At 39.5% G+C, this 25,688-nt stretch carries 23 protein-coding genes and 2 rRNA genes; 9 read left to right on the top strand and 16 right to left on the bottom strand.

The annotated features are described in order from the left end of the window. Window positions 1–765 precede the first annotated feature (765 nt). The 7 genes from BN2458_RS00975 to BN2458_RS00945 all read left to right on the top strand — a co-directional run bounded on the left by BN2458_RS00975 (window position 766) and on the right by BN2458_RS00945 (window position 7,056). Complete coding sequence (locus tag BN2458_RS00975) at window positions 766–1,335, top strand: LPP20 family lipoprotein (protein ID WP_320409765.1); 570 nt, start codon at window positions 766–768, stop codon at window positions 1,333–1,335. 15 nt (window positions 1,336–1,350) lie between these two features. After that, entirely contained in the window at window positions 1,351–1,911 is a 561-nt protein-coding gene (locus tag BN2458_RS00970) for an HP0838 family lipoprotein (protein WP_034325957.1), read from the top strand. 71 nt (window positions 1,912–1,982) lie between these two features. Beyond that, entirely contained in the window at window positions 1,983–2,954 is a 972-nt protein-coding gene (gene argF / locus BN2458_RS00965) for an ornithine carbamoyltransferase (RefSeq protein WP_034325958.1), read from the top strand. A gap of 1 nt (window position 2,955) precedes the next feature. After that, entirely contained in the window at window positions 2,956–3,387 is a 432-nt protein-coding gene (locus tag BN2458_RS00960) for a DUF2603 domain-containing protein (RefSeq protein WP_034325959.1), read from the top strand. A 12-nt stretch (window positions 3,388–3,399) separates the two neighbouring features. Beyond that, window positions 3,400–4,776 carry an oxygen-independent coproporphyrinogen III oxidase gene (gene hemN / locus BN2458_RS00955; protein ID WP_034325960.1) on the top strand — a complete coding sequence of 459 codons (1,377 nt, stop codon included), beginning with the start codon at window positions 3,400–3,402 and terminating at the stop codon, window positions 4,774–4,776. 8 nt (window positions 4,777–4,784) lie between these two features. Then, complete coding sequence (locus BN2458_RS00950; RefSeq protein WP_034325961.1) at window positions 4,785–6,086, top strand: (Fe-S)-binding protein; 1,302 nt, start codon at window positions 4,785–4,787, stop codon at window positions 6,084–6,086. A 124-nt stretch (window positions 6,087–6,210) separates the two neighbouring features. After that, window positions 6,211–7,056: an HDOD domain-containing protein gene (locus BN2458_RS00945; RefSeq protein WP_034325962.1), complete on the top strand. Its 846-nt coding sequence runs from the start codon at window positions 6,211–6,213 to the stop codon at window positions 7,054–7,056. A 245-nt stretch (window positions 7,057–7,301) separates the two neighbouring features. On the opposite strand, the gene BN2458_RS00940 is transcribed toward BN2458_RS00945, so the two are convergent. From BN2458_RS00940 to BN2458_RS00930, 3 genes are all read right to left on the bottom strand, one after another. Then, window positions 7,302–8,654: an anaerobic C4-dicarboxylate transporter gene (locus BN2458_RS00940; RefSeq protein ID WP_407081053.1), complete on the bottom strand. Its 1,353-nt coding sequence runs from the start codon at window positions 8,652–8,654 to the stop codon at window positions 7,302–7,304. A 154-nt stretch (window positions 8,655–8,808) separates the two neighbouring features. Further along, window positions 8,809–10,248, bottom strand: a complete 1,440-nt coding sequence (gene aspA / locus BN2458_RS00935; RefSeq protein WP_034325964.1) for an aspartate ammonia-lyase — start codon at window positions 10,246–10,248, stop codon at window positions 8,809–8,811. A gap of 98 nt (window positions 10,249–10,346) precedes the next feature. Then, window positions 10,347–12,524 (bottom strand): TonB-dependent receptor domain-containing protein, encoded by a 2,178-nt coding sequence (locus BN2458_RS00930; RefSeq protein ID WP_231944871.1) that lies wholly within the window; start codon window positions 12,522–12,524, stop codon window positions 10,347–10,349. A gap of 242 nt (window positions 12,525–12,766) precedes the next feature. On the opposite strand from BN2458_RS00930, the gene BN2458_RS00925 reads away from it, so the two are divergent. Next, the gene (locus BN2458_RS00925; protein WP_034328551.1) at window positions 12,767–12,946 is read left to right on the top strand and encodes a hypothetical protein; all 180 of its coding nucleotides are present in this window, start codon (window positions 12,767–12,769) and stop codon (window positions 12,944–12,946) included. A 480-nt stretch (window positions 12,947–13,426) separates the two neighbouring features. After that, window positions 13,427–14,068, top strand: coding sequence for a S24 family peptidase (locus BN2458_RS00920; protein ID WP_034342238.1), 642 nt, complete (start codon window positions 13,427–13,429; stop codon window positions 14,066–14,068). Window positions 14,069–14,071: 3 nt separating this feature from the next. On the opposite strand, the gene BN2458_RS00915 is transcribed toward BN2458_RS00920, so the two are convergent. The 13 genes from BN2458_RS00915 to BN2458_RS00865 all read right to left on the bottom strand — a co-directional run bounded on the left by BN2458_RS00915 (window position 14,072) and on the right by BN2458_RS00865 (window position 25,666). After that, the gene (locus BN2458_RS00915) at window positions 14,072–14,533 is read right to left on the bottom strand and encodes a phage virion morphogenesis protein (RefSeq protein WP_034342240.1); all 462 of its coding nucleotides are present in this window, start codon (window positions 14,531–14,533) and stop codon (window positions 14,072–14,074) included. A gap of 97 nt (window positions 14,534–14,630) precedes the next feature. Then, entirely contained in the window at window positions 14,631–15,782 is a 1,152-nt protein-coding gene (locus BN2458_RS00910) for a phage head morphogenesis protein (RefSeq protein ID WP_081951357.1), read from the bottom strand. After that, on the bottom strand, window positions 15,745–15,924 hold the full coding sequence (locus tag BN2458_RS00905) for a hypothetical protein (RefSeq protein WP_034328419.1): 180 nt from the start codon (window positions 15,922–15,924) through the stop codon (window positions 15,745–15,747). The genes BN2458_RS00910 and BN2458_RS00905 overlap by 38 nt, the downstream gene beginning before the upstream one ends. A 128-nt stretch (window positions 15,925–16,052) precedes the next feature. Continuing rightward, a complete protein-coding gene (locus tag BN2458_RS00900; RefSeq protein ID WP_052082052.1) occupies window positions 16,053–18,287 on the bottom strand; it encodes a DDE-type integrase/transposase/recombinase in 2,235 nt (744 codons plus the stop codon). Between the two features lie 9 nt (window positions 18,288–18,296). Continuing rightward, window positions 18,297–18,449, bottom strand: coding sequence for a hypothetical protein (locus tag BN2458_RS10100; protein ID WP_162845599.1), 153 nt, complete (start codon window positions 18,447–18,449; stop codon window positions 18,297–18,299). Further along, on the bottom strand, window positions 18,421–18,702 hold the full coding sequence (locus tag BN2458_RS09630) for a hypothetical protein (RefSeq protein WP_138117648.1): 282 nt from the start codon (window positions 18,700–18,702) through the stop codon (window positions 18,421–18,423). Before BN2458_RS09630 ends, BN2458_RS10100 begins: the two co-directional genes overlap by 29 nt. 7 nt (window positions 18,703–18,709) lie before the next feature. After that, entirely contained in the window at window positions 18,710–19,171 is a 462-nt protein-coding gene (locus tag BN2458_RS09625; RefSeq protein ID WP_156407267.1) for a hypothetical protein, read from the bottom strand. After that, window positions 19,143–19,466, bottom strand: a complete 324-nt coding sequence (locus BN2458_RS09620; RefSeq protein ID WP_058122010.1) for a glycosyltransferase family 2 protein — start codon at window positions 19,464–19,466, stop codon at window positions 19,143–19,145. Before BN2458_RS09620 ends, BN2458_RS09625 begins: the two co-directional genes overlap by 29 nt. Further along, the gene (locus BN2458_RS10640) at window positions 19,456–19,959 is read right to left on the bottom strand and encodes a glycosyltransferase (protein ID WP_320409763.1); all 504 of its coding nucleotides are present in this window, start codon (window positions 19,957–19,959) and stop codon (window positions 19,456–19,458) included. The genes BN2458_RS09620 and BN2458_RS10640 overlap by 11 nt, the downstream gene beginning before the upstream one ends. Beyond that, window positions 19,865–20,548: a glycosyltransferase gene (locus BN2458_RS10635; RefSeq protein WP_320409762.1), complete on the bottom strand. Its 684-nt coding sequence runs from the start codon at window positions 20,546–20,548 to the stop codon at window positions 19,865–19,867. Before BN2458_RS10635 ends, BN2458_RS10640 begins: the two co-directional genes overlap by 95 nt. Next, entirely contained in the window at window positions 20,532–21,566 is a 1,035-nt protein-coding gene (locus BN2458_RS00875) for an O-antigen ligase family protein (protein ID WP_034342156.1), read from the bottom strand. Before BN2458_RS00875 ends, BN2458_RS10635 begins: the two co-directional genes overlap by 17 nt. A gap of 576 nt (window positions 21,567–22,142) precedes the next feature. Further along, window positions 22,143–22,258: ribosomal RNA gene (gene rrf, locus BN2458_RS00870) — 5S ribosomal RNA — on the bottom strand. A gap of 525 nt (window positions 22,259–22,783) precedes the next feature. After that, a 23S ribosomal RNA gene (locus BN2458_RS00865) occupies window positions 22,784–25,666 on the bottom strand. Between the last annotated feature and the right edge of the window lie 22 nt (window positions 25,667–25,688).

The raw sequence follows: 25,688 nt of genomic DNA, 5'->3' as shown, positions 1-25,688 counted from the left end.
TCTTTATTTTTAATTATAAAAGCATATCTTTGGTAGATTTAAAACATATAAAACTCCCTCTTATTTGTTTTGCTATCGTGCTACTTTTTGGTTTTTGCACTTTATTTGATACGATTACCATATCTCAAAAAATAAATAGCCATATTTTGGGTTGGTTTGTTATCTTTTTTGTTGTCTTTTTTTTATGCAATGCAAATATCGCGAAAAACTTTATTTCTTGTTTTTATTATTTGCATTAATGTGTGTTGATGTTATAGCTACGATTTATGTATGGGTGAGTAATAATTTCCAAAGCCATATAAAACCACTTTTTTTTCATATTATAGCCCTCAATGTATGGCTTCTTGGAGCAAGTGCAATTTGATGTAATGCACCCCGTTATGCTCAAAACCTTTTTCTTATTTTTTGCCCTTATTCATAGGTATATATACGAAGAGAATCCTAATCACAAGTAGCACAAAATTTTGGCAAAGAAGCCCTAATACCCTAGGAATGGTGGATAAATCTTATCCTAGTCTCTGCTGCACAAAAACCTATCGGCAGAAAATCAAAACAATGCTTCATAGGTTATGGAATACTTCTTGCTTTTAGCTCTTTGAAATTTAATTCAAAGGACTGAATATGAAAAGTAATGTGCTTAAAAGTTCAATTGTTACAGGTTTTGCTGCATTCGCACTCTGCGGTTGTGGAGGTTTGTTTGATACAGGCGAGGGTGCTGGTGGGACAGCAAATGGATTAGTGCCTCCAAGTGCAAATAATCAACCTATGTATGCGCCTATCCAAGCTCCTACTTATCCGCCAATGCCCGGGTACAACACAAATCCAAACATTCTACCTAAGCAAAATGCGGGTATTCCTAATAAAATTGGCACGCTCGTAGTGGATAAAGTGGAGCTTCCCGGCGTGAATAAAGATAATCTAGAGCCAAAATTTGATAGAGACAATGACTATATCAACAAAGGCTCAAGCGCGAATATCCCTAATTCTCCAATGCTTACGCCTGAAAATGAAATCACTCTTAGTGCGGTAGGCATAGGTGTATCGCCCGAGAATTCACTCTCGCCATCACAAGCTTTTGCTATGGCAAAGCGAGCGGCAATTGTCGATGCGTATCGCCAAATCGGTGAAAAAATGTATGGTATCAGAGTAAATGCCCAAGATACCGTGCGTGATATGATGCTACAAAGCTCGACAGTTAAAACAAAGGTTCAAGCACTCATCCGTAATGCAGAAGTGCTTGAAACCGTTTATAAAGACGGCTTGTGTCAAGTCAATATGGAACTCAAGCTTGATGGTAGAATCTGGCATAGGATTCTATCCAATGCACGCGCTTAGTAGGATAAAAGCGTAATGTTTGGTATTTTTAAGCAATTATTTTTGAGGAGCAGCGCTCTGCTGCTTCCATTTTTGTTTGTCTCGTGTGCGTGGCTAGAAGATAATTTTCAGCACCCAGATACCAATCCCAACGAAGCCGCTGTGCTAGAGCCTACAAAATTTAAGATTCTACTCATAGACACACCGCGTGTAAAATTCTATGATTTTGCTTCACTCAAATACAGCAAGTCAAAAGTCCTTACTATCGATTTATACAAGCTTGGCAAACCTATGAGCCAGATTGTCATAAATAAAAAAGACATTTGCATAAAAAAAGACTGCACTTCAAAGTGGATTGCTGCAAGAGCATTTTTTGGCGAAGTAAGCTATCCTAACTTGTTTAATGATATTTTAGCAGGGCATGATATATTTGATGGCGAGGGTAAGCGCGTAACTAATGAAGGTGCATTCGTGCAATGGTTTGTGCGCGGAGGACAGGAATTTTATTATGAGCGCAGTAAAAACAAGGTGCTTTTTAAGAATCTTACTATGAATATCACCATAGGTGTCGAGGACTATATTCTGCCAAAAAATTAAGGCATTAAAGTTTTCTTAGCGTTTTTTAGATACAATCGCGCTTTTTATCTCCTTTGCGTATGGGACAGACAATGAGACATTTTCTTACTTTAAACGATTTTTCCAAAGATGAGATTCTAAAAATGCTTGATGTGATTTTAGAACTCAAGTCTAGGGATGATAATCCGCCTTATTTCAAGGGCAAAGTATTAGCTATGATTTTTGAGAAAAGCTCCACACGCACGAGGGTAAGTTTTGAAAGTGGTATGTATCAACTAGGGGGACAAGGCATATTCCTCTCTCACAAAGATATACAACTTGGGCGCGGCGAGCCCATAAAAGACACTGCACGCGTAATTAGCTCAATGGTAGATATGGTAATGATGAGGACAGGCGAACACAAGAGGCTTGAAGAATTTGCCAGATACTCCTCTGTGCCACTCATCAATGGACTAAGCGATGATTTTCACCCAGTCCAACTCATCGCGGATTATCTTACAATGATAGAAAATGGCATATACATCGCCGAGCATAGTGCGAGTAGATTCTATCCACAAAATAGACAAGAACCTATCGTGGCATATGTGGGCGATGGCAACAATATGTCGCATTCTTGGATTAACCTTGCGAGTATTCTAGGCTTTGAACTTCGTATCGCAACCCCCCCAAATTACGCCCCAAAAGCCGATGTAGTCGCAAATGCACAAAACCTTTGTGCCAAAAGCGGTGGCAAGATTTTGCTTAGCACAAATCCACAAAAGGCAGTGCGCGGTGCAAATGTTATAGTAACAGATACTTGGGCGTCTATGGGACAAGAGGAGCAAAAAAAGGAACGCGAGATAGCCTTTCAAGGATTCTGTGTGGATAGCGCACTTATGAATCTTGCGCAGGACAATGCGATTTTCTTGCATTGTCTCCCTGCCTATCGCGGACAGGAAGTAAGTGAGGAAGTGCTAGAAGGTGCACAATCGCGTGTATTTGAAGAAGCTCAAAACCGCCTTCACGCGCAAAAAGGCATAATGCTCTATCTTGCTCAAATCAACAACATAAGCTTGGGTGCGTAAAATGAAATCTTTGCCACAAGACAAATGGCTAGATAATTCGAGTGAGAATCTCGGTGTGCTACATAAGACTTCGGATAGCACAATGCTCCTAGCGATGCAAAGCGGTGAATTTTCAAAAGAAGATTTATGGTTTTTGAAAGATGATGAGGGCGAGGAATATGTCGTTTTTCCACAAAAGCTTTTTTTGCAGCTCATTAGGCGCATTAAGCACATACAAGAGGAAAAACTGATGATGAATCTTGAAAAAGATGTCATTTCACAAATGCCTATTGACTTTGACGATGCTATGGCAGTAGCAAAAAATGCTTTAGAATCTTTACGCCGTAGTGATGGCAACTTGCCAGAGATAAATACCGCAAATCTTGCCAAGAATATTAAAAAAGAATACCCTAATTTATTTTTTGATATTGATTTCTTGCGTAAGTCAAAATGAGGAGTGGGGATTATGAGCGAAAAAATTGATTTTAGTGCATTTGTGAAGTATTCAAAATCAGCTCCACGATACACGAGTTACCCTACTGCGGTGGAATTTAAGCCCTCTTGGAATGAATCCTCCTATACACAAGCACTCAAAAATGCAGATTCTACCTCGCTGCCACTTTCACTTTATGTGCATTTGCCATTTTGCCGCTCTGCGTGCTATTTCTGTGGCTGCAATGTTGTCTATACAAGCAAAGAAGAAAGAAAACAACACTACATCACCTACCTCAAAAAAGAGCTTGAGATTCTAAAAAATACTATGAATACCCAACGCGAGGTCGTGCAGTTTCATTTTGGCGGGGGCACACCGACTTTTTTTAACGCACAGGAGTTGCAAGAGGTAATTAGCCTTGTGCGCGATACCTTTAGTAATTTTGTCCCTCACGCAGAGGTGAGTTGCGAGATAGACCCACGTTTTTTCTCACGTGAGCAAATGGCGGTGCTTAAAGAGAATGGATTTAATCGCCTAAGTTTTGGTGTGCAAGACTTCGACCCCAAGGTGCAAGAAGCCATACACAGAAAGCAAGAAGTTGCAATCGTGCAAAATGCCATAGCCCTAGCGCGTGAGTTTGGCATTAAATCCGTGAATTTTGATTTGATTTATGGGCTACCTTTTCAAAACGAGCAGAGCTTCGCGCATACGCTCGCACAGGTGGTGAATCTTAAGCCGGATAGGTTAGCGATTTTTAACTACGCGCATTTACCTTGGATGAAAAAAACAATGCGTAAGATTGATGAAACTACTTTGCCTAATCCCGCACAAAAGCTTGAGATTCTAAAAAATACCATTACATTTTTGCAGCAGCACGATTATGCGATGATTGGAATGGATCATTTTGCTAAAAAGAGTGATGAACTTTATAGGGCAAAGCAAAACAAGGAATTACGCCGTAATTTTCAGGGCTACACTACGCGCGGATTCTCACAGACTATTGGCATAGGACTTACAAGCATTAGCGAGGGACTGGATTATTATTCACAAAATTTTAAGGATATGAACGAATATGAGGCAGCACTTGATAGTGGTAAATTACCAGTAGAACGCGGTGTCGCGCTCACGCCGGAAGATGTTTTACGTAAAGAAGTGATTATGGGACTTATGAATAATCTCTGTCTTGATTTTGCACATATAGAATCTAAGTTTAATATCGATTTTAAAGTGCATTTTGCGACAGAACTTGAATCTTTGAAGGAATATGAGGAAGTGGGGCTTATTAATGTTACAAACGAGGGCATTTACACTTCGCCAACAGGCGGTATGATTATACGCAATATCGCTATGTGTTTTGATACGCATTCTTTTACTGATAAGAATGCCAAAAGATTCAGTAAGACGATCTAGGAGTGTGTATGTTTGATTTACAAAGCGTATCGAGTGCGTGTGTAAAATGCGGCAAATGTATCCCTCACTGCACGATTTATATGGTAAATCGCGATGAAGCTACCTCTCCGCGCGGATTCTTAGATTTACTCGGTGCATATAAGCGCGGGGATTTAGCACTTGATAGCACAAGTCGCAATATTTTTGAATCCTGCTTTTTATGCACAACTTGCGTTACACATTGCCCCTCAAGTTTGCCTGTTGATGTGGCAATAGAATCCGTGCGCGTGGATATAGCGCAAAAATATGGTATAGCTTGGTATAAGAGGGCGTATTTTTTCCTCCTGCGACATCGCAAAATTGCGGATATTGTCTTTAGTTTCGTGCATTTTATAATACCCTGCGCATTTAAGCAAGAAAATGGGCGACTTATCTCGCGTCTTAAACTTTTTAAAAATGCGGATTCTAAACAAGCAAGACGCTCAATCTTCCCCGTATGGCGCAAATCGTTTTTACAAACTTATCAAGGCGATATTACCCCGCATAATCCAACACCTCCGCAAAATACGCTTACACACAAACGTGTAGCAATATTCATTGGGTGCTTGAGTAATTATAATTATGTCAATGTCGGCAAAAGTCTGCTTGAGATTCTAAGCCATTTAGGCATTACCGCGTTTGTGCCACATTTGCAAGAATGCTGTGGCGCACCGGCATTCTTTACCGGTGATGTGAAAAGTGTAGCCTATCTCGCAAAGAAAAACATTGAGTATTTTGAGAGCTTTTGGGAAAGCATTGATGCAATGATTATCCCGGAGGCAACTTGCGCGGCGATGATTAAAAAGGATTGGATTCACGCGCTAAGTGATGAGCCAGAGTGGATAGAAAGACTTAATAAGTTGCTACCAAAAATTGATATGGCGAGTGCGTGGCTCTTTCACCACACATCTTTGCAGGAGATTTTGCCACGCAACCTTAGCTCACAAACCATTACCTATCACGACCCTTGCCACGCGAGAAAGGTGCTAGGGATTCACAAAGAGCCTCGTGCGCTTTTATCACGTAGTTTTGCACTCAAAGAAATGAGCGATCCTTCGCGATGCTGTGGCTTTGGTGGCATCAGTATGCAAAGTTCTAAGTATAACTTAACGCTTAAAGCCGGGAAGCCAAAAGCAGAAATGATAGAATCTAGCGGCGCAAATATTGTCAGTGCGGAGTGTGGCGCGTGTCGTATGCAAATTGATAATTCATTGGTGCAAATTAACTCCCCTGTGGAGTTTGCGCACCCATTGGAGCTTATAGCCAAAGCCTTGAGGGGGTCTCGGGCTTAAAATTTGCGTTTTTGCCACATTTGGATAAAAAAGTTGAATAAAGCACATCTTTTACAAAGGATTTTGCTATAATTAGCCGCTTGGTAATTTTTAGCGCAAGGATTCTACTCTCAAAGGATAGAAAATGAATGAGCTTTTACTTAAGACGATTGATAATCTCCCCCCATTGCCAGAAACGATAATGAAACTGCAGCAGTATATCGACTCGTCTGGCTCTAGCGTGCAGGTGCAAGGCGTGGTAGATATCATTTCAAAAGACCCGCTTTTAACGGGAGATTTGCTTCGTTTAGCAAACTCGCCATATTATGGATTTTCGCGCGAGATTTCTACGCTCAATCAAGTGGTATCTTTACTCGGTATAAATAATGTAAAAAATATTGCCATTGCAAACTCATTGCGCGATGGTTTTAAGATTGATGTATCACCCTATGGCTTGGATACAAAGGAATTTTTGGGGAATTGCAGTAGGGAAGTTGATTTCATATCAGAATGGTTTGCTGAAAATGACAAGAAACTTTCGCAGATTCTAGCTCCTTGTGCTATGCTCCTACGCCTAGGTATGATGCTCTATGCAGATACACTTATCAAAAATGGCAAAGATAAAGATTTTTTAGCAGCACTCAAGGAAACTAACTTTAGCGATATAAGCGCAGTAGAGACAGAGTTTTACGGCTTGGATCATTTGACCTTTTTAGGATATTTGTTTAACCACTGGTGTTTTGATGAAGTCTTGATACAAACCACTGCCTATATCACTATGCCACACGCTGCTTCGGATGAGGTGAAGAAAAACTCCTATGCTTTGGCGATTGTGACGAGGGTTTTTGACCCATATAATGGTGGTAGTGAGTACAATATGGAAGATGCCATCGCACTCATTAAAGAAGCAAAATCACAAGGCATTGACTTTGATATAGATAGATTTTTGGAAATTTTACCACCTAATGCAAAGGCGAATGTAAAGCGCTAAAAACTTTTGGGCTTTGCTAAAGAATGTTGAATATACTCTTATCAATTCACAATACTTTGTCGCTATGCCAAGAAGAGCTTTCTTGCTTAAAATAATCCCTCTACTACACCTAGTAATACAAGTTTTATGACCCAGAATCTAGCAACATAGACCAAGAAAACTGCTTAAAAAATACGATAGCAAGATAATAAAATAAGAAGCCTTATTGCGCGGGGAAGAACCCCCCAAACGCAAGAGAAAACATTTTAGGCAAATATAGGAGCTACGGCAAAGCCAAGTATCACCGCAAAGATGATTGCGAGTGTGCCCGGCACAATGAAGCTGTGATTAAAGACATATTTGCCAATGCGTGTTGAGCCAGTATCGTCCATTTGCACTGCGCCAAGCAAGGTTGGGTATGTTGGCAACACAAAGAGTGCTGAAACCGCTGCAAAACTTGCCACCAAAATATAAGAAGATTCTGGAGCAACCGCAGTGATACCAAGCGCACCAATGACCACAGGCATAATAGCCTTTGCTGTTGCTGCCTGAGAGTAAAGCAACATACTTGCAAAGAAAAGTGCCACTGCTAAAAGTGCAGGATAATCACCTACAAGGTTGCTTGCTAAATCTCCAATTTCTTTTTTGTATCCGGCAACAAAGGTATTGCCAAGCCAAGCAACGCCTAGCACACAAATACAAGCTGTCATACCTGCCTTAAAAGTGCTGGCTTCAAGAAGTTTGCCTGTATCTATCTTGCAAAAAATCGTAATACAAGTAGCAATAGCTAACATAAATGCCATAATCGCTCCATCGCGTGGTAATCTCACTGGGTCAATGTAGCCTCTCATAAATTCAGCAATACCTGCCATAAGCCCTTGTCCATTATTGCTTACAATCACACCATTTAGGATATCCAAGAAAGGCTTACGCACAACATCAGAAATTGAAGTCGCATAAATCACCACACACAAAACACCGATGAGGAAAATCGCCACACTCAATTTTGCACCCTTTTTGAGTTCGATGTGCTGCGCACCCATAGAAGGTTTGACAAGCCCAGCCTTAAGACGCTCTTGATACACAGGGTCTTTACTCAAATCAAGCGGAAAAAACTTGCTTACAACAAGTGCTGTCAGCATACACGCACTAAAAGTCGTAATCAACCACACAAGAAGCAATGTAGGGTAGCTCCACCCAAATGGCTCAAGTGCTCCACTCATATACACCACCGCCGCGCTCACAGGACTTGCCGTAATGGCAATTTGTGAAGCGACAACGGCGATTGAAAGAGGTGCGGAAGGTTTAATGTTTTGCTCTTTTGCCACTTCTACAATCACAGGTATCATTGAAAATGCTGTATGCCCAGTGCCAGCTAAGAATGTAAGGAAATATGTAACCGTTGGAGCAAGGTAGTTAATGTATTTTGGATTCTTGCGCAAGATTTTTTCTGCCACTTGCACCATATAGTCTAGCCCACCAGCAAGTTGCATTGCCGCAATCGCTGCAATCACAGACATAATGATTAAAATCACGTCCCAAGGAATATCTCCGGGTTTCATACCGAGCACGAGACAAAGCACTACAACACCGAATCCTCCAGCATAACCTATCGCCATACCTCCTAGTCGGATACCTAAGAAAATCGCACCAAGTAGCACTGCTACTTGTAAAACCAGTAATATTATTTCCATAAAAAATCCTTAAAAAATGAAATTGTAAGTTTTAAAGAAGTGCCTTTGGCTACTCCTCTAAAAACACTTTACAAAGAGATTATGCAAAAGGCGAATTTTTTTGGAATTTCGCCTTATCTTCAGCACTCATATGAGGATTAAGCATATTTTGTGGTTGGAAAATCTCATTGAGTTGTGCCTCACTTAAAAGTCCTCGTTCAAGTGCAATTGCTTTCACAGGCTTACCTGTTTGTAAAGATTCTTTAGCGATTGACGCGGAGTTCTCATAGCCGATGTAAGGATTAAGTGCGGTAACAATACCAATGCTGTTATACACGAAATCACTACATACTTTTTCATTTGCAGTAATGCCATCGACACACTTACTAGCAAGAGTGAGCATAGCATTTCTCATCATAGAGATAGAATTAAACAATCCATATGCAATAACAGGCTCAAACACATTGAGTTGAAGTTGTCCTCCCTCGCTCGCAAAACTTACGGTTACATCGTTTCCAATCACCGCATAACACACTTGATTTGCAACTTCGGGGATTACAGGATTCACTTTTCCGGGCATAATCGAGCTTCCGGGCTGCATTTTGGGGAGGTTGATTTCGTTAAGTCCAGCGCGAGGACCAGAACTCAAAAGGCGCAGGTCATTACACATTTTTGAAAGCTTAACTGCCACTCTTTTAAGCACACCACTCACTTGCACATACGCACCTGTATCTTGTGTAGCCTCAATCAAATCATCAGCGGTTTTGAATGGATTCCCCGTAACTTCGCATAGCTTGTCTTTAACGATTTTTGGGTAATCAGGGTGTGAGTTTATGCCTGTCCCAATTGCGGTCCCGCCCATATTGATTTCAGTTACAAGGTTTCTTGCTTCAAGCACACGCGCAATATCTTCTCCCATCATCACTGCAAAAGTGTGAAACTCTTGTCCTAAAGTCATAGGCACAGCATCTTGAAGTTGAGTGCGCCCCATTTTAAGCACATCCTTAAACTCTTTTGCCTTTTTCTCAAAAGAATCTTTAAGCACGCCCATATCTTTTGCAAGAGCTGAAAGTTCCGCATATAGTGCCACGTGGATAGCAGTGGGATATGAATCATTTGTAGATTGTGAGAGATTGACGTGGTCATTTGGATGGCAGTATTGATATTCGCCTTTTTTGTGCCCCATAATCTCCAAGGCAAGATTTGCTATCACTTCATTTGCATTCATATTTGTGCTTGTTCCAGCTCCACCTTGAAGCATATCTACTACAAATTGCTCCCTTAGCTCGCCTGCAATAAGCCTATCACAAGCTTTACAAATAGCATCTTTTTTTTGCTCATCAAGCAATTTAAGTTCATAATTTGCCAAACAAGCAGCTTTTTTTACTTGCGCGAACGCCTTAATAAAGCTAGGATAGCTACTTAGCTTGTCCCCTGTGATGTTGAAATTTTGCAATGCCCTAAAAGTCTGCACCCCATAATATACATCATCAGTTATTTCTAGCTCACCGATGAAATCGTGTTCTACTCGTTTGCCCATTTTAAACTCCTGTAAGTATTATTAGGTAAATTATCACGAATCATTAGATAATTTACAAGAATTATATATTCTCAAAGATTAAACTAAACTTGAATAGTTTAAAAATCAAGTGTGATATTTGCCCAATATCTGCGCCCCTCTTGAATATACGCTCCGTGCATATTGACATTGCCATTTTGATTATTACCATATGTATAATTTCTAAAATCAATAAAATTTGTATCAAAGAGATTATACACACCACCATTTAAGCGGATAGATTCTGTAATTTTATAACCTAAACCAAGGTTGACAATCGTGTATGGTTTATAATATGTGCCTCCAAGCGTATTTCTAATCGCTATTGCGGCGGCAGTATCGCCTAATGCGCTTGTATTAAGCAAACCTGCTTTGTGTTGTCCTTGCAGGTAGATATTAAATTTATTATGCGTGTAAGAAAGCTTAGAAACGATATTGTGCTTTGCCACGCTTGAAAGCGGTCTGCCCTTATTGTTTCCTGAAGTAATTTCGGAATCTACGAAGGTATAAGCCACATCAAATCCTACACCATAAATGGGTTTTATGCCAAAGCTAGATTCTATACCTTGAGAAAATGCACTATCTGCATTAATAGCGAGACTACATTGTTGACTGTTCCCTCCGTAATTTTGGCAAGTAATTTCATAAAAAGCACCATTTGCATTTTTACTCACCCTTGTGCTTTCAATTTTGTCTTTAAAATTTGAGCGGAAAAACATTAAAGAAAAATCAAAATATTGTCCATCAAAGATTGTGCCTATTTCATAACTCACTGAAGTTTCTGGCTTAAGGTTTGGATTACCTAAAAAAGCAAGTGTGCCTTGACTCCCATATCCATATACAGCATCAATGAGCTGATTTGCATAAGGAGCTTTGTATCCTGTGGCTACCCCACCTTTCAAAGCAAAGCCATCAAGAATCTCATATACAAGATAGGCACGAGGACTCACATTTGAACCAAATTTGTCATTATAGTTGTATCTTGCTCCGAGTGTGAATGTAAGTGGCTCAAAGATATTATATTCATCTTCAGCAAAAAGTGCGAAAGTATGGCGATTATGACTTGCAGGAGTAGCAGCTAAATCGTAATAATTCTCAAAGCGATATTCTGCGCCGACATTTAAAATATTGCTTTCTCCTAAAGGAAGCAAAAGTCGCGTATCGGCGATCACATCATTAGAGGCAATATCTCTGTTTTTACCAAGATTTGGAGAGCTAGTATTTCCTGCTACAAGTCGCCCTGTATTATTTGTCCGCATAAATTGCAAGGTATTTTTCCAAGTCCCAAAATCATAAGAACCCTTATGCCCAATAGCCCCAAGAATCTTATCCACACCTACATCTTTTTCATAGCCTCCTCTCCCATTACTAGAATTTACACCAAGTGTTCCTATCTCGCCCTTACGATTATCATAAGTTGAGGTTGTATAATCCACATCGGCATAGAGCATATTTTTACTATCAGGTAGCCAAGTGAGCCTTGTGCCGACATTGAGTAATGAAAATTTTGTGCCAAAAAAAGTATTGACATCTTGCCCTAAGTCATTTTTAGGTCTATCACTTGGATTTCTATGAATCTGACGCATTCTTAAAGTCAATCCTAAATGTTCTGTAAGTTTGCCTTGCGTCCAAAGTGAGTTTTGATAAGTGTTGCCAAAAGTAGAAGATTCAGGCACAATGATTTGAGATTGAAAAGAAGTGTGCCATTTATCTGTAATAGGTCTAGTAACGATATTGACAACACCCCCTATCGCATCACTTCCATAGAGTGTGCTCATAGGTCCCTTGATAACTTCAATACGCTCAATCGCACCCATTGGAGGGATAAAAGTATTATACACACCAGCACCTAAATTTGCAGTGGCGACATCGCCACTAGGATTCTGCCTTAAACCATCAACCAAAAAAAGTGTATAACCTGATGGCATACCGCGAATAGAAATAGCAGAAGCACCGAGTTTGTTGGAGGTTTCATCAAGGCTCACGCCGGGCACTTCTTTGAGTGCCTCGCCCAAATCCCTAAAAGGTTTTTGCTCTAATTCTTCCTTGGTAACAATATTAACAGAAGCAGGAGCATCAACTACATTTTTTTCACTCCCTGAAGCGGCAGTAACGATAGATTCTTGTAATTTGACATTGCGCGTTGCACTTGAAGATGACTTTTCTTTTGTAGATTCTGTCGTATCCGAAAAAGTTTCATTGCCTATCTCATCGGCATATCCAAAAAGACATAGACAGCAGGTTACCCCTCCACATATTAATATTCTACTTATCGTTATTATTTTGTCTCCTTTTATGTAAATTATTTTTTGTGAGGTGAGATTTTAGCATACAAAACTTAAAATAAAATTTATTATAGGAATAATTACTAAAATGTAAAGAGTGATTTTTGTTTAGAAATTTTGATTATTTTTTGCTAGATTCTATAAATATCAAAATGCTTTAATATTTATTGCATTTTTTCTTGTATAAGTATTGTGTCTAGCGCATAGGAGGATATTTGAAAATAATATTGCTTTTGTTTATTCCTCTTTTATTTTGTAGTTGTGGGCTAACACCTGCTCGTGAGCCATCGGCAGATTGTAGGAAGACACACGCACTTGATTTTTGTAGTTGGTGGGACGCACCATATAAAAATGCCTTTGGTTCAGAGAGTGAGGCAGGATATAGAAGAGATTAGCTCCAAGCAAAGAATGCGCCCTTTGGTTTTAGCCGCTTATTAAATTATTTTATAGTAAAACTTGCGCTGCTTTGGTATAATCTATCTGTAACCCCTCGCGTAAAATCAAAGTCATTTCGCGTTTGAAATCAAAGTGAGGGATTTTACTTTGATTTCAAACAATTAAATTTAAGTAAATAATCCCGAGCAGTAAAACTAGCCCTTTAAGCCTCTTATTCCCAACCTTTAAAAAGCTCCATAATCTCTCTTATGTTCTCTTGCCTTATCTTATCTCCCAGCCATTAGCCCCATCATATACTACTCATTCAAAAAACCATTAAATCTTTTAAACACCCACCATACGCATTTTAAAAAGATATTAAAAACCCTTTTAAAGCCCCTTAAAATCCCATTCCCTCACACTTCATTATTTTTTCTCATCTTTCATATCTTACTCTCATCACATTTGTTACAATCACTTATTTATTATAAGGATTCACAATGCCACAGCTCACCTTTAGAGAAATCATAGAGCGCATTAAAGACATACTTGCCACAGATTCTATCCTAAAGCCTAAAGACATCGATGTGGCAAAAGCTCTTAATATGTCGCCAAATACCCTCGCTCAAGCAAAGTTTAAAAACTCTATTCCTTACAAAGCCATTATGGATTTTTTAGAATCTAAGCACATCTGTATCAATACCTTTTTCTATGGGAGTGCACCAAAAGAGAGTGTTCATACTTTCGAGCATTACAAGATTTTAAAACTTTATAGTGCTAATGCCTCTTTGGGTGGAGGCTGTATCAATGAAAGCATACAATCACAAGAAGTGATATTTGATGAGCGCATTTTGGCACATTTAAAGGTTAGAGATTGTGAGCTTATACTCGCACTTGGCGAGAGTATGGAGAGCATTATCACCGATAGGAGCTTATGCCTTGTAAGCTATAAAGAACGTGAAGTCAAAAATGGCAAGATTTATGCGATAAGGACAAATGATGGACTTTTTATCAAGCATTGTTTTATCAAAGATAAAAGCCTAGAGCTTATCTCTGCAAATCTTAACTATGAGCCAATAAGTTATAGTCTTAATGAGGTAGAAGTTATAGGACGGATACGAGGGGTGATTGCTCCTGTGTGATGATTACTTAAGAAATACCCCTAAAATATGCTCCATTGCTAGCTCTTGTATCTCCTCTTGTAAAGCTTTTGGGATTTTATCCTCTTTGCTAATGGGTATAAAAGGGCGGGCAGGGATAATGACTTTATGATTTCTCCCTGCTTTGCCACCAAATTGATGAATCCTCGCATACACTACACTTGTGCCTATACTTGCACTCTTGGTAGTATGTGAAGTGTGAATAGAATTTACTAGCTTTCCTTTATCTACAAGCTTTTTCTTTAAGCCCTTGCTCTTTTTAAGTGTAACAGATGATAAAGGCTTCCACTTTTCCCCAAAGGGTGAGGTCTCTTTTTCAAAAGATTGTGAGGTAAAGAGAGCTAGAGTATTAGCAATATGTGCCATTAGTGGCTCTGTGTCTTTGAGCCTTAACTCTAAGCTTTGCATTTGTCCTCTTAGCTCATCAAAACTCATATATTTTGGCATAGCCTCTCCTTTTTTGTAAAGATATGGTATAATTGCTTCTGCCACAAAAGAAAATAAGCTGGAGTATCCCATTCCACTTGAAAAGTAGTGTGCAAGTCTAGAGCTTTCTTGCGTTTTGTGGCTGTGAATAAATCACTTTTTTATTTTTGAGATTTTTAAGCAAGACTTCTTTATTATCTACTGCTAGTAAGCTCTCCACCCAAACTTCCTTTTTATCACTTAAGCTTTTGAGACTTAATCTATACCACCTATCAAGTTTGTTCAGCAAGATATATTTCACGCTAGATTTCTCATCTTGATATATAGAATCTATATGCTCTATCATATCCGCTATAAGCGTATAATCAAAAGCATCAATTTCTGGGTGTCTGCTTTTATGGTCATTTATAACACTCGCGCTTATGCGGATATGTTCTGCCTCATTAGCAAATATCTTTTGTAGTTGCTTTGGTATTTTGCAAATAGAGGCAGTTTTTTGTAAGTCCGATGTGCGCCATAGCTCATTTATCTCCTTAAACCTTACATTTCTTTGCTGTATAAATGCTGCTATGGCTTTTAGCCTTGTGATAGCATTTGGATTATTCGCGTGGATTTTAAGTTTTTGATTAAGAATGTGAGCAAGAGCCGCATTATTATCGCTTATATCAAATGTTGCTTCTTGCACATTTGGCATATCACTTATATTACTTACCTTTAAGCCAAATCTATCAAGCTGTCTTTTTGTATAAGCTTCTACTCTGCATCTACACCCAAAATCAGCCCCAGGATAATGCTTCTCCCAAAAGCTATGCTCACGGGGCAAGATAGTATTATGCAAAAGCTTATGTGAAAGCCTCGTGCGCGAATCATTTATAGCTACATAGCGATAATATATCTCACCTTTGAGATTATCTTGTGTCATTTTACGCCCTTGATTATAAGAGTTAAGGATATTTTGATGATAAATTTGCTTTAGTCTTTTTGGGTTAAGGGGGGTATTACTTTGGGTAAGCAAACTTTGCACGTTTTGCTTCCACTCTTTAAACTCCTGTCCCTGAAGCAATGCTAGGCTTAGGGACTTTTGCATATCGCTTAATAAATCTACATTGGCAATGCCTTTAATAGTAAAAACACGATTATAAATATTATGTTTTAGGGTGGAAAGCTCATTAAGCACTTCAGGCTTTTTGCTTTGCAAATAAGCGATAGCCTCGCTTGGTGGTAGATTGAAATCAAAGTGTAACATCATCTGCCCCAAAGAGTGCGCCATTAAGAAAAAGCCTCATTAGCTCTTGCTCTTTTAAAAGCAAATCCTCTCCCTTAAAACTCAAAGCAATCTTTTGTGCTGCCTGCTCATAACTCTTGCAATCTTTTAAAAATGCTCCCAAATCAAACTCGCTCTTAGGATTCACATCTTGCAAGGCTTTATCAATCTCTAGTTCTTGCCCTGTGAGTAAGTCTTGAGCTTTGTTGAATGATAAATTGTGAGAAGTTTGCGTAGAATCTGCATAGCTTAAATGCGAGATTTTAAAGGTTTTCTCTAAACCGCTGCTTCAAAGCTTAAATCCCTTTTCTTTTCTTGCTTCACCTCCTTTATAGAATCTAAAACATCACTGCCCACTGCCTTTTGCTTTGCCTCATCTAAGAGCTTTGCTTGATAGAGATTGCTATCATTAATGGCTTTGAGTGTGGGCATATGCGTTTTTGGCATTTTCTTGTACGCTTGTAAAAGCATTTGTGGGAATTGTGCCTCGACTTCTGCGCGTGCCTCTTGCATTTTGATCTTGCGCGTTTTAAGCTCTTTATAAAAGATTTTTTGCGCATTCCGCGCCATTTCCGCACTCATCTCCTCGCTATCAAGATTTGACGCTACGCCGATGAAGCGGTGCTGCTCGTCATACATAAAAAGCTCTTTGGTGTTATTGATATTCACAGCGACATACACGCTTGTATGCGCGAACATAGCGGCACTTTGATACCACAGCCCACCATAAGCGATACCTTTTTTATTCACAGCGCGCCTCTCAAGCGGAGCTAGTCGCGCGATAAGCTCATATTCGTGGATTCTGCTTGCCTCACTCACTTTTGCATTATATGCCTCTGCAGGCGTGGCATTTAAACGTTCCAAATACGCATTATTCATAAAAGCGTGTGTGTAGGTATCTATCATCTGCCCTAGCTCTTGTAATGTGTGGAGATTGGTTTGATTGCTCTTTTGCCCTCGTTTTAATCGCCTTTGTGCGCGAGAGAAGAAAAACTCAATAGCCTGTCTTTGGCTCACGCTATGCCCGATATAGCCTTTAATCCACTCCATAAGGTGATTTTGCAAACGCGCGAAGTTGCGCTCTACATAGGGCTTACACCACCCAGCATACGCCTTAGCTTTGATATGCTCTATATCAAGGCGCATAAGCACTTCTTTGATATATTTACTCACAAATGCGCTGCCGTTGTCGCTTTTAATGCACTTTGGTTTGCCATAGGTAGTGATATATTTTGCAATGGCGCGAGAGACACCGAGCGCATTTTCGGTATCGCTTATATGGAAGCTACACACGCCACTATAAGTATCAATGAGTGAAATAAGCACAAATCGCTTTTGCCAAGATTCTATGTTCTCTACCTCAAGCCCTAGAGCGCGCGCTATCTCGCTTGTATCAATAATCGCATCAATGCTTGTGGCATCAATCTCCACGATTTGATTAATAGAATCCACTGCATAGTTGCTTTGCCCAAGTGCAGGGAGGAAATTCCCCACTGCCGCATCTTCGCCGCGATAAATAATTTTTGCTTCTATGGGGTGGGCTTTTAAGTAAGCCTTGACATATCGCTCAAGCACACAATAGCTTATTACCTCGCTCCTTTTGGCTAAAAAATCCGCCAAATCCGCCTTGCCCACACTATCAAGGTGGATATGCAGCATTCTATGTAATGAGGAGATATTCACCCTCCCACGACTTGCCAAAATAAGCTTGTTTGTGAGCTCCTCTAATCCAAGCTCTTTAATCTTGCTTTGCTCTTTTCTATTTTTACCTCGCTCATCAAGTAATAGCTCAAGTCCGCCTCTCTTATATGCCCTCTGCCACGCATAGAGCTTATTTTCGCTTAAAGCTATGGAGTATTGCCCACCTGCATTCAGCAGCGCGATAAAATCTTTTGCATTCACACCTTTTGTCTTATATGCTTCCCATTCTTTGATAATGGATTTTTTCTCTAGGGCGAGATTCTTATCTTTTTGCGAAGCTTTGCTAAAAGCATCTAAAGCCCTCAACTGCCCATCATCATCTTTATTATCAAACATAGTCTTAGATTGTGCGCTTTGTATAAAGTGTGATGGACAGCTCAAGGCTTTTGCTTGCTCTTGTGCTAAAACGCTAGAAGTGCCTATTTTATGCGGTGTTGTTAGTGTTGTAGGTGTTGTAACTTGAGTTTGTGATATTGGCTCTAAAGTTGTAGCGTGTTGAGATTGGACGAATGTAAGCGCTCTAGATTGCGTTTTATGAGAATCTGTGTTTGAAAGATATGCTACTCGCTCTTGTGTGCAAGATTCCATAAACGCTTCTGCCTCTGCTTGTGTAGCAAAAGGCTCACTCCAAATGCGAAGGACTTTACCCCCACGACCTATACCATTTCCATAACTAAAAGGTAAAAATTTACCTTTATATAAGCAAAATTTTTTAGATAAAGAATCTGCCCTCTTTGCCGCCTTTAATATACCTTCAATATTGAATTTATGTAGAGTGGCAAACTCCCTGCTACTTACCCATTGTCCCATTTTTGCTACCTACGCGATTCTAAATCCATCAGCCTCAAGCATTTCTTTCAGCTCCTTAGCTCTCCCACGCTTACCTTTTGTAAGTCCATAAGAGATTTGATTTAAAAGCCCTATGTCCCTTTCACTTAAGCCCTTAGACTTTGCCCAAGTGCGTAATTTCATACATTCGCAATGCTAAACGCATTCTTTTGGGAAATCCATAGACTCTAGGGAAAAGGCAGCAAAAATATCTTTTACCTTTTATATTGAGTTGAGACAAAGATAAAAGCAAGTCTTTTTTACTAAAGCCAAGCTCCTCGACATAGCCCACAAGCTGTAAAGATTGCGTTAACTTTTTCACATTATCCAAACAAGCACGATAATAATACTCCTTCATTACAGGATTCTCTTCCTCCCTAAAAGAATGCAAAATCATAAAATAGCTATAAGTAATTTTTATCCGCATTATCTCTTGTAACAAATGAATTCATAATAGAGCTAGGAACAAGTGTATAATTATAAACTTGCTCGTGGCTTATATAAATATTTTTACATTTGCTTACTGATTTTGTGCAAAATGCAATGTCTTCATAGATGATATGAGGGATAAAAGTAATATTGTTTTCAAATATTAAAGAAGCCTTGCTGACAAAACTTCCCGCTGAAGTTATCATAGCATACCCTCCAAGTGATAAAATCAAATCTGTGGGAGTATATAAGCCCTCAATATGAGAAGGAAACACTTGCCAATCAAACTCTACTTGCGTATATGTGGTAGGCTCTCTTGCGATATATATGCTATACATAAGCACATCTACATCATATTGTGTCAATATATGATAGGAGTGCTCTAGTGCATAACTCTGCAAATAATCATCAGAATCTAAAAAACGAATATAATTCAAATATTGTTGGGGGGGGGGGATTAGTAGAGATGATAAGATTCTTTACATATTCTAATCCCGCATTACGAGCCATTGATTGCCCTTGATTTTCTTGATTTAAAGTTACAAATCTAGCATCTTTATTGGCATATTCTTGAGCGATTTCTCCACTAGAATCTGTGCTACCATCATTCACTAAAATCGCCTTCCATTGAGTATAGCTCTGTGAAAGAAGTGAATCTAGGCATTTTCTTAAATACCTCTCCACATTAAAAATTGGCACGATGATATAAAACATTATTTGCTCATTTGCCACCTAGCACCTCCTCCCACAATGGCATAATAGCCTCTTTACTAAACTTTTGTGCTACTCTTGCTTTTGCTGCCTCGCCCATAGTTTTGCGCTTATTTTCATCACTCATTAATTCTATAAGCTTATGTGCATAAGTATGTAAATCATTATCTTGTATTAAATAGCCACTTTTGTTATTTTCTATAATATCACTTGGACCTGTTTTAATATCAAAAGAGATAGGACACAATCCATAGGAGCAAGATTCTAAAAGCACCATAGGAAAACCCTCATAATAGCTACTCATAGCATAAATACTCGCATTAAGATATTCAGATTCTATATCTTTGGTAAATGGCTTGAGAATTATGGAATCTTGCAATCCTAAATCTTTAATTTTAGTTTCTATCTCACTCTTTATATCACCATCGCCTACGATAACAAGCTGCCAAGAATGTAATTGGGGGGGGGGGCACAGATGATTGAAGGCTCTGTTGAAGCAGAGCCCAAATATCAATGAGGCGCAAAAAGCCTTTTTGATCACCTCTATCCATACGCCCAACTGATATGATACTTTTTTGCTTCAAATCTGTTTGTTCTGTAGAAATAATGGGTAAAAAATTAGGAATAACCCTAATATCTTTGTGGTATTGCCCCCAAATAGAAAGCTCTTTAGAAGAAAGGACAACAAGAGTGTGGAAAAAATTATTTCGTGTATTATATATACTAAAATTTAAATGAATAAGTCTTATATATCGTGTGAACTTGTGCTTAAGAAAAGGTATATAAGTGCTGTCATTTGCAATGACTACATCAAAATCTCTAAAATCAAAATGCACTTGTGCATTAAGAATAAATTTATAGCAATTTTTATAATAGATTTTAGAGAAAACATTACGACATATTTGTGCTTTAAAAGCAGATTCTGAAAGAGTATGCCAAAAGTGAATCTTTATGTTTGTATTGACTTGATAGGGCAAAGTCTCATTTGCTTTGTAAAAACTCAAAATTTCCACTTGATGTCCTACTTCACTTAAAGCATTGGCGAGATTTACCACTACTCGCTCCGCCCCACCAAATATACTTATGTCATTTATTGTGAGCAAAATCTTCATTACACATAGACCGATGAATAAGGGCAAAATAAAGAGCAAAAACCAAGAAAAAAGATTTTAACATAACGGGGTGCATCACATCAAACTGCACTTGCACCCATAATCCAATTAAAAAAACACTCACACATTTTGACACAAAGCTAAGTTGAGTATGTGTCTCCTTATATGAAGTTTTAAGTGCTATATACAATATATAAAAATTGAAAAATACAATAGTCAAAAAACCAAAGACACCATATTCTATGAGAATAGATAGGGGCGTAGAATGTATATGCCCAAAACCATATACATTTTCTGCGTTACTATATACAGAAGTATCAATATAGATTCTGTAAGGATTGTCTTTGCCATAATAGGAGCGCAAATATTCTCCTACACTTGTTGCACCAGCAATATGTGGCTTAAAAGGTTCTTTCATAATAAGATGAAGTGCTGATTTATACATCGCAAGTCTTGTGATTGCTGAATGCTCTAAGATAATCTCATTTTTGCCAAATGCTAGACTTTGAGATGAGCATTGCAACCATTTTTGTGTATCATCAAAACAATAAGCATCATATTGCCCCATTTCTATGGGAGCACTCTGCCATATAGTAGAAACATTATCTATCATATGTCCAAAATTATACCTATCGGATAATGTCTTGCTGTAAGTGTAGATTCCATAAATAGAAGGTATGCTGATAAGCAAAATAAGAAAAACAACATAAATTTTATATTTGTAATGCCATATAAAAAATGGAGACAAAAGTAGCGCAAAAAACCCCAACAAAAAGGAACGTTCCCCATTGCCTATAATCGCCATAAAACAAAAAAGTAATCCCAAAGCAAAAAGGAGCTTAATCTTTATATTGTGTGTTGTAGCCATACCTACAACACAAATCGCACTTGCCCCAAGAAGCCACACATTAAGAGCTATAATATGAAAGAAAAAAAGCGGTGTCATATGAGTTTGAAAATGATTACTTACCCAGACATAAATTGTGGCTATCACATCAATTGCACACATTAATCCAAATAATAGTAATAAAATATTGACTTTATTTTTTGATGTATGTATGACATAAAAAACATAATAAAAAATAAAGCAATCCAGCCTAAAATATGACTATTAATCTTTTTGAACATTTGAGACATTGTATTTGGTGTAATCGTATCAAATAAAGTGCATAAACCAAGAAGTAAAACAAGAGCAAAACAAATAAGAGGGATTTTGATATTTTTTAAATCATTCCAAGATAGTTTTTTATAGTTACATATAAAGAAAATCAATCCACCAATATAAAAAAAGTTTGCGCATTAAAATTCTTGCCAATAGAACCTCCTAATCCATAAAAGATTATACCTGCACAAAACAAAATAAAAGTAATTTCTTGGTTGTAAGTTTTTATAACATTCACTAAACGCATTTGCTCCCTTATAATATTTTAGCTCAAAAAAGCTAATTCTAACATATATGAAGTTAAGAGACATTTAATACTACACTAAATCTTGGTAATTCAATAATAATGTATTTTTCATCACCAATATCTCATTATCGCATAAAAGTGAATGATAAAATCTGTAAGACAAAGGAAGTTCCCTATCCCTGCATCGACCTACATTCCCACACTTGAAAAGTGCAGTATCATCGGCGAAGAGAAGCTTAACTGCCAGGTTCGGAATGGAGCTGGGTGTTGCCTTCTCTCTATAGACACAAGAAAAAGGGAAATAAAGATAAGATAGGCTAGATTCTAAAAACTTTAAGAATCTAAGGCTTAAAGTCTAAAGCATTAACTCTCTAAAAAGCTTATGCCTTTAGCCTCATTACCCTAGCAAGCAATAAGCCCCTTCTAGACAATCTCTTGTTTATTAGTTTATTCATAAGCTAAGATGCTAAGCTTGTAAAGCTTAGAGACTTAACATTTTTCTTGCCTAGTCTCTTTATTATTCTTTTTATGCAATGTTTTTAAATCATAAGATGTAAAGCTATCATTGCATTAAGCTCTGCTTATCCTTATTTCCATTTTTCTTTACGACTTGCTTTAAAGTAAAGAGAGAAATTATAATATTTGCTGTTTTATACTCTCTTTTTAGATTCTAAACATTGCTAGAATCCTTCAAAGCTCGCTTTATGTAAAGTATTGTAAAGCCTTAGTAATCTCTACAACCACGCTTTTATCTTATGTTTAGAATCTCATCTCTTTAAGACTTAAGACTCCCATACACTCAATAAGGCAGTATCTTAGAAAAAAGCCAAACGGTCTATTAGTAGTAGTCAGCTAAACACATTACTATGCTTACACATCTACCCTATCAAGCAGCTAGTCTTGCTGCGACCTTCAGGGAAAGTTCATCTTGGAGTTGGCTTCCCGCTTAGATGCTTTCAGCGGTTATCACATCCACGCGTAGCTACCCAGCGATGCTCTTGGCAGAACAACTGGTACACCAGTGGCGTGTCCATCCCGGTCCTCTCGTACTAGGGACAGCTCTCCTCAACTTTCCTACGCCCACGGCAGATAGGGACCGAACTGTCTCACGACGTTCTGAACCCAGCTCGCGTACCGCTTTAAATGGCGAACAGCCATACCCTTGGGACCTGCTCCAGCCCCAGGATGCGATGAGCCGACATCGAGGTGCCAAACCTCCCCGTCGATGTGAGCTCTTGGGGGAGATCAGCCTGTTATCCCCGGGGTACCTTTTATCCTTTGAGCGATGACCCTTCCACACAGAATCACCGGATCACTATGACCGACTTTCGTCTCTGCTTGACTTGTTTGTCTTGCAGTCAGGCTGGCTTATGCCATTACACTCTTCTTGCGATTTCCAACCGCAATGAGCCAACCTTTGTAAGCCTCCGTTACTTTTTAGGAGGCGACCGCCCCAGTCAAACTACCCACCAGGCATTGTCCTACTTGAGGATAACTCAAGCTAGTTAGCAGACAGAAACATTAAGGGTGGTATCTCAACGATGGCTCTATCTCCACCAGAGTGAAGACTTCAAAGCCTCCCACCTATCCTGCGCATAATGCTCCCATCGGCAGTGCCAAGCTGTAGTAAAGGTCCACGGGGTCTTTCCGTCTTGCCGCGGGTAGGAGGAATTTTCACCTCCACTACAATTTCACTGAATCCCTGGTTGAGACAGCTCCCATCTCGTTACGCCATTCATGCAGGTCGGTATTTAACCGACAAGGAATTTCGCTACCTTAGGACCGTTATAGTTACGGCCGCCGTTTACTCGGGCTTCAATTCAACGCTTCGCATTGCTGCTAACGGATCCTCTTAACCTTCGAGCACCGGGCAGGCGTCACACCTTATACTTCCTCTTACGAGTTTGCAAAGTGCTGTGTTTTTGGTAAACAGTCGGGAGGGACTCTTTGCTGAGACCACATTGCTGTGGCACACCTTATCGCGAACTTACGGTGCTAGTTTGCAGAGTTCCTTAACCAGAGTTCTTTCACGCGCCTTAGAATACTCATCTCATCTACCTGTGTCGGTTTGCGGTACGGGCAACATAAGCTAAACTTAGAGGCTTTTCTTGGCACGACGGCGTCAGTAGCACTCCAATTGATCCGAAGATCGCTTGAAGCTATTGGAGTTTCAAATACAGAGGCGGATTTGCCAATCCTCCAATCTACACTCTTAAGTTAGCACTTCCATCAGCTAACGCTACTTAGCCCTATGCGTCCCCCCATCGCACACTTATGTTGGTATGGGAATATTAACCCATTTGCCATCGACTACCCCTTTCGGACTTGTCTTAGGACCCGACTAACCCTACGATGACGAGCATCGCGTAGGAAACCTTAGATTTTCGGCGAAGTGGATTCTCACCACTTTTATCGCTACTCATTCCTGCATGCTCACTTCGCATCGCTCCAGCACTCCTTACCGGTATGCCTTCAACGCTGATACGAACGCTCTTCTACCACTGTGCATCAGCACAATCTACAACTTCGGTGTCTATCTTAGCCCCGTTATATTTTCTGCGCAAAATCACTAGACCAGTGAGCTGTTACGCTTTCTTTAAAGGATGGCTGCTTCTAAGCCAACCTCCTGGTTGTCTAAGTAACTTCACATCATTTTCCACTTAGAATAGAACTTTGGGACCTTAGTTGGTAGTCTGGGTTGTTTCCCTCTTGACGATTGATTTTATCACCCACCGCCTGACTCCCAAGATACGGTAATAGGTATTCGTAGTTTGACAGGGGTTGGTACCGCGGTGAGCAGCCCTAGCCCAATCAGAGCTCTACCCCCTATTACTATCACTTGAGGCTATACCTAAATATATTTCGAAGAGAACCAGCTATCACCAAGTTTGTTTGGCCTTTCACCCCTATCCACAGCTCATCCCAGCCCGTTTCAATGGGCACGAGTTCAGTCCTCCATAAGCTATTACACTTACTTCAACTTGGCCATGGATAGATCACTTGGCTTCGGGTCTGCAGCATCTGACTAAACGCCCTTTCAGACTCGCTTTCGCTACGGCTTCGCGTTTGCTTAACCTCGCCAGATACCACAACTCGCAGGATCATTATGCAAAAGGCAGTCCATCACCCTGATAAATCATAGGGCTCTGAATGATTGTAGGCAAATGGTTTCAGGTTCTATTTCACTCCGCTCACTGCGGTTCTTTTCACCTTTCCCTCACGGTACTTGTTCGCTATCGGTGTGATAGGAGTATTTAGGGTTGGAGAGTGGTCTCCCCTGCTTCAGCCCGGATTTCACGTGTCCTGACCTACTCTGGATACTGCTACCTAGCAATCTCTTTTCGCATACGGGACTATCACCCTCTATGATTATCCTTTCCAGAATATTCTGCTAAAAGATTGCAGTGGATATTGCAGTCCTCAACCCCCAATGCAAGCATTGGGTTTGCCCTCTTCCCCGTTCGCTCGCCGCTACTAAGAGAATCTCGTTTGATTTCTTTTCCTCTAGCTACTGAGATGTTTCACTTCGCTAGGTTCGCTCCATTAAAGGTAATACCTATCTCTAGGTATTGGGTTGCCCCATTCGGAAATCTACGGATCAAAGCTTCTTGACAGCTCCCCGTAGCTTATCGCAGTCTAGTACGTCCTTCATCGCCTCTATCACCCAAGGCATCCACCATTTGCCCTTACAAGCTTTTACTTCTAAGGATACTGCCTTATTG

Origin of the sequence: Helicobacter typhlonius, from assembly GCF_001460635.1 — a bacterium.
In the GTDB taxonomy this organism is placed as follows: Bacteria; Campylobacterota; Campylobacteria; order Campylobacterales; family Helicobacteraceae; genus Helicobacter_C; species Helicobacter_C typhlonius.
This window is presented reverse-complemented; position numbering and strand designations above follow the sequence as displayed.

Bases quoted from the DNA above. Each gene is read 5' to 3' on its own strand.
- BN2458_RS00975 (WP_320409765.1), top strand. From the start codon at position 766: ATGTATGCGCCTATCCAAGCTCCTACTTATCCGCCAATGCCCGGGTAC.
- BN2458_RS00970 (WP_034325957.1), top strand. From the start codon at position 1,351: ATGTTTGGTATTTTTAAGCAATTATTTTTGAGGAGCAGCGCTCTGCTG.
- argF (WP_034325958.1), top strand. From the start codon at position 1,983: ATGAGACATTTTCTTACTTTAAACGATTTTTCCAAAGATGAGATTCTA.
- BN2458_RS00960 (WP_034325959.1), top strand. From the start codon at position 2,956: ATGAAATCTTTGCCACAAGACAAATGGCTAGATAATTCGAGTGAGAAT.
- hemN (WP_034325960.1), top strand. From the start codon at position 3,400: ATGAGCGAAAAAATTGATTTTAGTGCATTTGTGAAGTATTCAAAATCA.
- BN2458_RS00950 (WP_034325961.1), top strand. From the start codon at position 4,785: ATGTTTGATTTACAAAGCGTATCGAGTGCGTGTGTAAAATGCGGCAAA.
- BN2458_RS00945 (WP_034325962.1), top strand. From the start codon at position 6,211: ATGAATGAGCTTTTACTTAAGACGATTGATAATCTCCCCCCATTGCCA.
- BN2458_RS00940 (WP_407081053.1), bottom strand. From the start codon at position 8,654: ATGGCGATAGGTTATGCTGGAGGATTCGGTGTTGTAGTGCTTTGTCTC.
- aspA (WP_034325964.1), bottom strand. From the start codon at position 10,248: ATGGGCAAACGAGTAGAACACGATTTCATCGGTGAGCTAGAAATAACT.
- BN2458_RS00920 (WP_034342238.1), top strand. From the start codon at position 13,427: ATGCCACAGCTCACCTTTAGAGAAATCATAGAGCGCATTAAAGACATA.
- BN2458_RS00915 (WP_034342240.1), bottom strand. From the start codon at position 14,533: ATGCCAAAATATATGAGTTTTGATGAGCTAAGAGGACAAATGCAAAGC.
- BN2458_RS00910 (WP_081951357.1), bottom strand. From the start codon at position 15,782: ATGGCGCACTCTTTGGGGCAGATGATGTTACACTTTGATTTCAATCTA.
- BN2458_RS00900 (WP_052082052.1), bottom strand. From the start codon at position 18,287: ATGGGACAATGGGTAAGTAGCAGGGAGTTTGCCACTCTACATAAATTC.
- BN2458_RS10100 (WP_162845599.1), bottom strand. From the start codon at position 18,449: ATGAAATTACGCACTTGGGCAAAGTCTAAGGGCTTAAGTGAAAGGGAC.
- BN2458_RS09630 (WP_138117648.1), bottom strand. From the start codon at position 18,702: ATGATTTTGCATTCTTTTAGGGAGGAAGAGAATCCTGTAATGAAGGAG.
- BN2458_RS00875 (WP_034342156.1), bottom strand. From the start codon at position 21,566: ATGTGTGCAATTGATGTGATAGCCACAATTTATGTCTGGGTAAGTAAT.